At 61.7% G+C, this 9,956-nt stretch carries 10 protein-coding genes; 1 reads left to right on the plus strand and 9 read right to left on the minus strand.

Going from position 1 to position 9,956, the window contains the following annotated elements:
- Window positions 1-135: 135 nt before the first annotated feature.
- The 8 genes from ACFFAR_RS14975 to ACFFAR_RS15010 form a co-directional block, all read right to left on the minus strand.
- Entirely contained in the window at window positions 136-876 is a 741-nt protein-coding gene (locus ACFFAR_RS14975) for an amino acid ABC transporter ATP-binding protein (protein ID WP_075360281.1), read from the minus strand.
- Window positions 797-1,543 (minus strand): amino acid ABC transporter permease, encoded by a 747-nt coding sequence (locus ACFFAR_RS14980; protein WP_075360282.1) that lies wholly within the window; start codon window positions 1,541-1,543, stop codon window positions 797-799. Before ACFFAR_RS14980 ends, ACFFAR_RS14975 begins: the two co-directional genes overlap by 80 nt.
- The gene (locus tag ACFFAR_RS14985; RefSeq protein WP_075360283.1) at window positions 1,543-2,217 is read right to left on the minus strand and encodes an amino acid ABC transporter permease; all 675 of its coding nucleotides are present in this window, start codon (window positions 2,215-2,217) and stop codon (window positions 1,543-1,545) included. The genes ACFFAR_RS14980 and ACFFAR_RS14985 overlap by 1 nt, the downstream gene beginning before the upstream one ends.
- Window positions 2,218-2,306: 89 nt before the next feature.
- The gene (locus ACFFAR_RS14990) at window positions 2,307-3,110 is read right to left on the minus strand and encodes a transporter substrate-binding domain-containing protein (protein ID WP_075360284.1); all 804 of its coding nucleotides are present in this window, start codon (window positions 3,108-3,110) and stop codon (window positions 2,307-2,309) included.
- A gap of 152 nt (window positions 3,111-3,262) precedes the next feature.
- On the minus strand, window positions 3,263-4,030 hold the full coding sequence (locus ACFFAR_RS14995) for an SDR family oxidoreductase (protein ID WP_174362869.1): 768 nt from the start codon (window positions 4,028-4,030) through the stop codon (window positions 3,263-3,265).
- Window positions 4,031-4,058: 28 nt separating this feature from the next.
- Entirely contained in the window at window positions 4,059-4,814 is a 756-nt protein-coding gene (locus tag ACFFAR_RS15000) for an SDR family oxidoreductase (protein WP_174362868.1), read from the minus strand.
- A 165-nt stretch (window positions 4,815-4,979) separates the two neighbouring features.
- Window positions 4,980-5,777, minus strand: a complete 798-nt coding sequence (locus ACFFAR_RS15005; RefSeq protein ID WP_075360287.1) for an IclR family transcriptional regulator C-terminal domain-containing protein — start codon at window positions 5,775-5,777, stop codon at window positions 4,980-4,982.
- A 65-nt stretch (window positions 5,778-5,842) separates the two neighbouring features.
- On the minus strand, window positions 5,843-7,300 hold the full coding sequence (locus ACFFAR_RS15010) for a succinate-semialdehyde dehydrogenase (protein ID WP_174362867.1): 1,458 nt from the start codon (window positions 7,298-7,300) through the stop codon (window positions 5,843-5,845).
- 148 nt (window positions 7,301-7,448) lie between these two features.
- Between ACFFAR_RS15010 and ACFFAR_RS15015 the strand changes: the two genes are divergently transcribed.
- Window positions 7,449-8,858 (plus strand): aminotransferase, encoded by a 1,410-nt coding sequence (locus ACFFAR_RS15015; protein ID WP_375508064.1) that lies wholly within the window; start codon window positions 7,449-7,451, stop codon window positions 8,856-8,858.
- Between the two features lie 48 nt (window positions 8,859-8,906).
- Here the strand turns inward: ACFFAR_RS15015 and ACFFAR_RS15020 are convergent.
- Window positions 8,907-9,956, minus strand: a 1,050-nt coding sequence (locus tag ACFFAR_RS15020; RefSeq protein ID WP_375508065.1) for an aminotransferase class V-fold PLP-dependent enzyme, incomplete at its 5' end; no start/stop codon positions are given.

Below are 9,956 nucleotides of genomic sequence, written 5' to 3' on the forward strand. Positions count from 1 at the left end.
AACTTCTTCCCGTGGATGGGCTTCACCGCCGGGCCGGCGGTGGCGCAGATCATCGCGAGTCTGGTGCAGGGCAAGCCCGCACCGCTCGACGTGGATCTCTCGCCGTTCCTGCTGGCGAGCGTCTGACAGCGCGAGTCAGTGGTGCCGCAGGATCTTGCCGACGAAGTCCCGTGTCCGGGCTTCGCTCGCGTTGCCGAAAATTTTGTCCGGCGTACCGATCTCGACAACCTGTCCCTTGTCCATCATCACCACGCGCGTGGATACCTCGCGCACGAACGACATCTCGTGCGACACCAGCAGCATGGTGATGCCCTCGCCGGCGAGCGTTCGCACGGTATCGAGCACTTCGTTCACGAGCTCGGGATCGAGCGCGGCGGTGATTTCATCGAGCAGGAGAAGTTCGGGCTTGAGCGCCAGCGCTCTTGCGATAGCCACGCGCTGTTGCTGCCCGCCCGAGAGTTCATCGGGATAACTCTTGTGCTTTTCCGCGAGTCCGACACGGCGCAGCAATTCCTTCGCCTCGGTCTCGACCTGATCGCGCGGCCGCTTCTTGATCTTGATGGGCGAGATGGTCACGTTCCCCAGCACGTCCATGTTCTGGAACAGGTTGTACTGCTGGAACACGATCGCCATCTTGTCGCGTGCGGCGCGCACGCTTTTGCGCGATGAATAGTCGAGCGGTTCATCGTCGAGCACGACGCGCCCGGCGGTCGGCGGCATCAGGCCTACCAGCGTGCGCAACAGCGTGCTCTTACCCGATCCGGAAGGGCCGATCAGGCTGATCACTTCGCCCCGTTCAACCGAGAGTGTGATGTCGCGCAGAACCTGTTGCTGAGCGTACGCGCTTGAGAGTTTTTCGACTGCGAGGTGTGGCAAGGCGATTCTCCAGATGAGCACCCAGACGGCTGAGCGGGTAAGACAGGATGAAATAGGCGGCCAGCACGGCGCCATACACCAGGAAGGGCGAGAAGCCGCGGTTCATCAGGACCTTGCCCGTGAACGTCAGCTCGACAACACCCATTTGCGACGCCAGCGACGTGTCCTTGATGAACATCACCATGAACGCGAACGCGGGCGGCAAGATCACTTTCCATGATTGCGGCAGCAACACCAGGAACAGCGTGCGCGCGAAGCCGAAATTCATCACCTCGGCGGCCTCGATCTGCTGGCGCGGCACCGATTCAAGTCCGGCGCGGATCACCTCGGACAAAAACGCGGTCGCCACGATGCAGATCGACACGGTTGCGATGGTGAACAACGAGATGTCCGAGCCGAAGCCCTGCAGCGCGAACATCACGATGAACAGGTTGACCAGGAACGGGATGCGGCGAAACACCTCCACGAGCACGGTCAGCACGAAGCGCACGGGCGCGAGCACACGGGCCTTGGTGATGCGCGTCACCGCGATCACCGTACCAAGCACAATGCCGACGCCGCAACCGAGGGCGGTCATCGCAAGCGTGCGGCCCATGGCTTCGAGCAGGAACTCGAAGGTGAAGCGGGTAAAGAACGTAGGAAACTGCGCAATGATCTGTTCGAGCATCAGAAGATCCTCGCTTTGACGCGAAAGGCGTAGCGTCCGGTCAACGCGAGCGCGATCGACGCAACGAAGGTGAGCGCTACGTACATGGCGGCCACGACCGAAAAGGTTTCGATGGTGCGCATGTTGGCGCTGGAGATATTGATTGCGCGGCCCGTGAGTTCTTCAACGCCGAAGATCGCACCGATCGAGCTGCCCAGCACCAGCCAGACAAAGAAGTTACATAACGGCGCGTAGATGGTCTTCGCCACATGCGGCAGGATCACGTAGCGCAGCATCTGCAGGTGCGACATGCCGAGCGTCTCGGCTGTCTCCATCTCCGAGGTGCGTACCGAGCTGATGCCTGAGCGCAGGATATCGGTGAGATAGGCGCCTGAGTTGAGGGTCAGGCCGATCAGCACAGCGGTCATCGGCGAGAGCGTGATGCCGGCGTCAGGCAGCGCGTAGAAGAGGAAGAAGATCTGGACGAGCGCGGGCGTATTGGTCAGCAGAACAACATAAGTGCCGACCAGCCGCCGCACAATGCCGCCGCCATGCAGCTTGCCGAGCGCACCGGCCAGGCCGATCGTGCAACCAAGCCAGAACGAGATGAACGCGATCTCGAGCGTCAGCACCGCGCCGGCCGCGAGATATGGCAACTGGCGCAGCACATCGGCGTATTGAAGGGTGTAAGTCATGGCCGTCCGCATCAAATGACGACGTGCCCGATCAGGCACGCGAAGTCATGGAGTGCCGGGCGCATCAGAAACGAGCGTCCGGGTAAGGCTCAGAAGTAAGGGTTGGCGACGATCGGCTTTTGCATCGGCGTGCCATACGCCTTCTGCCACGTGTCATTGACGAAGCCCGACGAATGCATGTCGTACAGCAATACGTTCAGGTAGTCCTTCAATGTGGAGTTGCCCTTCGAAACGCCGATGCTGTCGTAGTTGACGAAGATCGGATCGTTCAGCGTGCGCCACTTGATGTTCGGATAGTTCTTCGTGAAGTTCTGGAAGAAGTCGATGTTCTCGACGATCGCATCGCCACGTCCCTGTGCGACGGCGCGAACGGTATCCGCAATCGATTCAACCAGCAGCATCTTCGCTTTCGGCAGCTTGTCCTTCACGTAATCGACCGACCAGTTGCCGCGCATGTCGACCAGGGTCACCGAAGGCGAATTCAGGTCCGTCCACTTTGCGGCCTTGAGCTTGTCGGTGGTCAGCACGGACATCGACTCGGTGTGCAGCGGCACGGTGAAATCGATCAACTGTGCGCGCTCGGCGGAACGCGTCAACGCACCCAGCGAGATGTCGATGCGGTCGGACACGAGGAACGGCACGCGTTGCGCGGCTTCTGTGGGCACGAACTCGGCCTTGATGTTCAGCGCGCTGGCGATCTTGTTGCCCACGTCGATATCGAAACCGGCCAGTTGATTGGTCGCGTTGTACGAGCTCATGGGCGGAAAGTTCGGGTTCACGCCAATGCGAATGGTGCCGCTCTTGATGACCTGATCGAGCGTGCGGGCTTCGGTGACTTGCGAGGTCACCGTCGCGAGAACCGCTGCCAGCACGAGGAATACTGCTCTAAGCATTGCGAACTCTCCAGAAAGGGCAAAGGGGGGAACCGGGTTGGCGCGGCTTGATCGTCAGTCCGAGCAAAAATTGTCGCTTCATCAAAAAACGATGTCAAAGAAAATGTGCGCGAGGCGCACTTATGTTCTCAAATTAAACGCCATTTGGTGTTTCATCGCACGTAGCTGGCGCCGTTCACATCCAGCGTCGCTCCGCTCAGGTGCCGTACCTTGCCGCTTGCAAGAAACGCCACCAGGCTGCCGATGTCGTCGGGCGGCACCCATTCGCCCATCGCGAGGGTGGCGGTGATCCGGTCCTCGCCGCCTTGCGTCGCAGCGAACGCTTCGGACATCTGCGTGCGCACGACGCCGGGCGCCACGATGTAAGCCAGCACGCCGTCGCGTGCGTGCGCGCGGGCGACCGTCTGAGTCATCGAACGCACGGCGGCTTTTGATGCTGCGTAGGCAATCGTGTCGGGATTGGTCACGCCGCGCTGGGCAGCCCAGCTCGAGATGGTGACGAGCACGCCGCCACGCTGGGCGAGGAAGTGCTTGACGGCGCGCCGGATCAGGCGCGCGGGCGCAAGCACGTTGACGGCGAGCGTCTCGTCCCAGACGGCGTCCCACGTGGTGTCATCGGCCTCAAAGCCTCCATGCCATAGCATGATGGCCGCGTTGTTCACATAGACATCGATCCGCCCGCGCCACGCCTGGGCCGCATCCCACATGGCTTCCACGGCTGTCAGGTCCTTCAGGTCGGCCTGCACGAAATGCTTGCGGGAGGCGGGCACGCTGGCCAGCGCGTGTTCGGCGCCTGCCCGATCCTGACCGTAATGCGCAATGACGTGCGCGCCGGCTTCGCCGAGCGCAGCAGCGATCGCCGCACCAATTCCTTTCGACGCACCCGTGACGAGCACCGTCTTGTTTTCCAGACTGAACATGGCTGATTTGGCTTGAGAGGAGGAAGGGTTATTGCAGGCCGGCATCGACGGGAAGCAGCACACCGGTGATGCCGCTGGCCAGATCCGATGCGAGGAACAGCGCGGCTTTCGCAACTTCGTCCGTGCTTGCAAGACGGCGCAGCGCGTTGCCGTTCGCTAGGTCGTGCAGGGCGGTATCAGCGGGCACACCACCCGCGCTTGCGCGATGCCGGATGCGCTCGAGCAGCGCGTCAGTTGCAATGGGACCCGGCGCGAGCGCGTTGACCCGCACGCCTTGCGGGCCGAGATCGCGCGCGGCGGAGCGGACAATGCCGAGCACGGCGTGCTTGGATGCGGTGTAGAGCATCTGGCGGCCATGAGCGGCATACGCATTGATCGATGCCATCACGACAATCGCGCCTTGCGTCTCGCCCAGCGCGGGCGCCGTCTTGGCGATCGTGAGTGCGGCGCCGCGTGCATTGACCGCCATCACGCGGTCCCATTCGTCGAAATCGAGGTCCTCAGTGGCGCGCCAGCCGGGCACGATGCCGGCGTTCGCGATCACGATATCGATCTTGCCGAAACGCTCGAGCGTCGCCGCCACGCAGGCGCTGACACTCGCTTCGGAACTGACGTCGCAGTCGATGGCGATCATGCCGGGCGGCGGCTCCAGGCGCGCCGGCGAGGGCAGGTCGGCCACGACGCCGACCGCGCCCTGACCGGCGAACATCGAGGCGATGGCGTGACCCAGACCGCGTCCGCCTCCCGTGACCACTACGACCTTGCCCTTCAATGACAACTGCATGAACGATGGCTCCGATGGTTACGTCTCGCGACGGCGCATCGATATTAGCGCACAAAAGTTCGCCATGTAAACAACGTGTCATTAAAGCTTGACAGTGATTCGGCGGAAGCGCAAAAAAAACGGCACGCAATGCGTGCCGTTTCAAGAAGTCGCAAGCCGGGCGAATCAGGCCTGTAACGCTCGCGTAATATCTTTCGACGCTTCCAGCATGGCCGACAGAATCCTCGAACTGATATCTTGCGGCGTGACTCGCTCAGCGGGACAGCAGACATTCAGCGCGGCGACCACCTTGCCGTCGCGGTCGCGAATGGGCACTGAAATCGAGCGCAGGCTGATCTCGAGTTCCTGGTCCACGATCGACCATCCGCGCAAGCGCGTTTCCTCCACCAGCTCTCGAAGCTTGACCTTCGAGGTCACCGTATTGGGCGTGAATTTCTGCAGCTTCGCGCTTTCCAGATAATGGTGAAATTCGACATCCGGCAGCGCCGCCAGCAGGACGCGCCCGGTCGACACGCAATGCGCGGGCGTGCGACTGCCGATGGAAATGCCTACGTTCATGATCCGGTTCGAAGCAGCCCGCGCCACGTAGATCACGGAATCGCCATCCAGGACCGCGGCGAAACACGACTCCTGCACGTTCGCGGAGAGCGCGTTCATGATCGGTTGCGCGATGTCCCAGATGTTCATGGACGATAACGCCGAAAAACCGATCTCCAGGATCTTGGGCTTGAGGTTGAAGTACTTGCCGTCGGTTTCGGCATAACCTTCACGCACGAGCGTCAGGAGAAACCGCCGTACCGTGGCGCGTGTCATGCCGCTTGCCTCGGCCACCTCGCTAAGGGTGCGCCGCGGCGTGTGCCGGTTGAACACTTTGATGACTTCAAGGCCCCGTGCAAACGAGCCGACGTAGTCGCGATCGCGTACTTCGTCGTCGTCCTCCAGGGCCGTCTCGTACGCGGCCATATGTTTTCCTTTTACATGAGCGCAGTGGGCGCATGGCGCACAAAACCTGCAACTTGCAAAGTTTATCAGCAGATTTCCGCGATGCACACATATTTGAGTTCAGTGAACTCTTCAATGCCGTGCTTTGATCCTTCGCGCCCGACGCCCGATGCCTTGACCCCGCCAAAGGGCGCGCCCTCAAACGATGTAGCGCCGGTATTGACTCCCACGATCCCGCATTCCAGCGCCTCGCTGACCCGCCAGACCCGCGCATTGTCACGCGTGAAAAAGTAGGCGGCGAGACCAAATTCAGTGTTGTTGGCAGCGGCAACGGCTTCGGCTTCCGAGTCGAAGCAGAACACCGGCGCGACGGGCCCAAAAGTTTCCTCGATGGCGATCTTCATCGACTGGGTGACGTCGGTCAGAACCGTGGGCTCGAAGAAGGACCGCCCGAGCGCATGGCGTTTGCCGCCAGCCACGACCTTGGCGCCTTGCGCCAGCGCATCGCTGATGTGTTCCTCGACCTTGGCCACTGCCTGGTCATCGATCAGCGGCCCCTGGGTCACGCCGTCGGCGAAACCGTCGCCTACCTTCAGCGCATTCACGGCCTTCGCGAGCGCTTCCACATACCGGTCGTGAATGCCCGACTGCACGTAGATCCGGTTCGCGCACACGCACGTCTGGCCCATGTTGCGAAACTTCGATGCAATCGTGCCGGCCACCGCGACGTCTATGTCGGCGTCGTCGAAGACGATCAGCGGCGCGTTGCCGCCTAGTTCCATCGCGACCTTCTTGATCGTGCCCGACGCCTTTTGCATCAGGGACCGGCCGACTTCCGTGGAACCCGTGAAGGTAAGCTTGCGCACGAGCGGATGCGTGGCGAGTTCGTCACCCACTTCCGACGCCGCGCCCGTCATCACGCTGAACACGCCAGCCGGCAACCCGGCGCGTTGCGCGAGTTCGGCCAGTGCGAGCGCGGAAAAAGGCGTTGCGCTCGCGGGTTTGAGCACCATCGTGCAGCCGGCCGCGAGTGCGGGTGCGGCTTTGCGGGGGATCATCGCCATCGGGAAATTCCAGGGCGTGATCGCCGCGCATACGCCGATCGGCTGGCGCAGCACGAGCATGCGGCGTCCGGCAACCGGTGCCTGCAGCACTTCGCCGTGCAGGCGCTTCGCGTCCTCGGCGTACCACTCGAAGAATGCGGCGCCGTAAAGAATCTCACCGCGCGCCTCTGCGAGCGGCTTGCCTTGCTCTGCAGTGAGAATCCGCGCCAGATCGTCCACGTGAGTGACGATCAGATCGAACCAGCGTTTAATTATTTGCGAACGTTGTGCCGCAGGGCGTGCGCTCCACGCGGGCAGTGCATGATGCGCTTTTTCAATTGCCGTTGCGGTCATCTCACGGCTGGCTTTCGGGACTTTCCCCACCAGCGCGCCGGTCGCAGGATTGTTAACATCGATAAAACCCTTGTCTGTGTTGGCAATCCACTCGCCGTTTAAAAACAGCGCCTGCTTGAGAAGGGTCGGGTCGTTGAGTTGCAGCATAGTTGATTTTCTCCTGTTTGGGCTTCGAGACATTTTCGATTCGTTGATTTATGTTCTCATATCGCCCAAAATGACGCAATGCGCACAAATGTGCGTCCGGTGCCGTCATTGAAGCACCGCAAATGCGTTGCCAACCTGGAGAATGTTCATGAGTTTCCCCGTCGCGGGCCAAGCGCCCGATCTCAACGATCTGGACCGGCAGTTCTTCTTCCATCCATTCACGGCGCTGAGCGATCACGAGCGCAACGGGCCGCTCGTGATGGTGAAAGGCGAGGGCGTGTGGCTGGAGGACAATCGCGGGGCGCGTTACATCGATTCAATGGCGGGATTGTGGTGCGTCAACATTGGCTACGGACGCCGGGAAATCGCCGACGCCATGCATGCGCAGGCGCTGAAGCTGCCGTACTACCATACGTTCGCATCGATGTCGACGGACCTCCCGATCCTGCTCTCGCAGAAGCTGATCGAGATGTCGCCGGTACCCATGTCCAAGGTTTTCTTCGGCAATTCGGGTTCGGACGCGAACGATACCCAGGTCAAGCTCGTCTGGTATTACAACAACGCCCGGGGCCTGCCGCTCAAGAAAAAGATCATCGCGCGCAGGCGTGGTTATCACGGCGTGACCGTCGTGACGGCGGGCATGACCGGCTTGCCCGGACTGCATAATGGCTTCGACTTGCCGCTGTCTTTCATCAAGCACACCACCGCACCGCATAGGCTGTGGGAAGCCGAGCCGGGTCAGAGCGACGCCGAGTTTGTCGCAAAACTCGCGAACGACCTGGAGCAACTGATCCTTGCCGAAGGTCCCGAAACGGTCGGCGCCATGATCATGGAGCCGGTGATGGGCGCAGGCGGCGTGATCGTGCCGCCGGCCGGCTACTATCCGGCCATCCAGAAGATCCTCGACAAATACGACATCCTGCTGATCGCCGACGAAGTGATCTGTGGCTTTGGCCGTCTGGGCACGATGTTCGGCACCGAGGCAATGGGCATGAAGCCCGACCTGATCACGGTTGCGAAGGGGGTGACATCGGCGTACGTGCCTTTGTCGGCGAGCCTGGTGTCGGAGAAAGTGTGGCAGGGCATCCGGGCCGGCAGCGACAAGCTCGGCGTGTTCGGCCACGGCTTCACGTACAGCGGCCATCCGGTCGCGGCGGCGGCGGCACTTGCGAACCTAAAGCTTATCGAAGATGAAAACCTGGTCGCGCAAGCCGGCGCGCGCGGCGAAGTAATGCACAAGCACTTGCGGGAGGCGTTTGCAAACCATCCGGCAGTGGGCGACGTGCGCGGCTTCGGGCTGATCGGCGCGGTCGAGTTTGTTGCCGAGCGAAATCCGGCGAAGCGCTTCGATCCTGCGTTGAAAGTGGGCGTGCGGGTCGCAAAGGCAGCGCTTGCGAACGGGTTGATCACGCGAGGTTTGCCGGACGGCGATTCGATCGCGTTCTCGCCGCCGTTCGTCATCTCGGAAGAAGAGATCGTCGAGATGGTGAAGCGCGCGAAGATCTCGGTGGACACTGTGTTCGCCGAGCTCAAGGCAGAAGGGCACTGGAAGGGCTGACGCTCCAGCATCTCCGCCGCTCACGGGCAGCGGAGATGCTCACGGTGATCAGTCGTGCGCGCGCTTTTTCAGGTGCGCGCGCCAGGTCATGGCCCAACGCGACGGATCTTCCAGCGGTTCGGTATCGATACGTCCGGCCGGATGGTTATGCGGCGCAGTACGGACGATATCCGGCGTCGAATACGCTTCGTAGGAGATGCGCTGCAGCACGGCAATCCATGTATCGATATCCTCCTTCGACCACATTTCTCCCGCTTCCGGCGTGAACGGCTGCGGCACGAGCCACGGTTCGTGCGCGAGCCAGAATGCATCGATGCCGAAATCCACCATGCGGTTCTGGACATCGAACACGCTGACGCCGGTGTCCCGCTCCATGGTTTCGAGGCTGAAGCGCGTCATCTCCATGCGCCAAGCGCCGATGTGCGGATGCGAGCACGTCACGCCGCGAATCTTCGTGAGCGCTTGCGTCATGTAGTTGTTTGCGAGCACCGACAGATCCGCCGCCGTGGCGATGCCCTCTGCGCCCATCGCGCGAATCCACGCGTAGGCCTTCACGACCGTCTGTACGTTGCCGAGGAATTCCCGCACCCGCCCGATGCTCAGGTCCGCGCCCGGTTCGAGCGTGCAGGCATGGTCACGGCGCACGACCAGCGGGCCCGGCAGATAAGGCGCAAGCGCTTCGGTGCAACCGTACGCGCCGACCGCCGGACCGCCGCCGCCCTTGGGACCGCCGAAGGTCTTGTGCAGCATGAACATGCAGGCATCGAAACCCAGCTCGCGGGCGCGGATCCGGCTCATCACGCCGTTGAAATTGGCGTGGTCGTAAAAACACAGGCCGCCCGCTTCATGCACGATTCGAACCCATTCCTTGATGTGCGGGTTGTAGATGCCCATGTCGTCGGGATTGTTGACCATCAACGCAGCCGTGCGATTCGATACCACCGACCTCAGCGCTTCGACCGACGGATAACCGTCCTCCTCCAGCGCCAGCGTGATGAGCTTGAAACCGGCTGTTGCGGCGGTCGCCGGATTGCACGGATGGGACTGGATGGTCGTGATGATCTCGTCGCGCGTTTCGAGCTCTCCGCGCGCCGCGTG

Origin of the sequence: uncultured Caballeronia sp., from assembly GCF_964243625.1 — a bacterium.
In the GTDB taxonomy this organism is placed as follows: domain Bacteria; phylum Pseudomonadota; class Gammaproteobacteria; order Burkholderiales; family Burkholderiaceae; genus Caballeronia.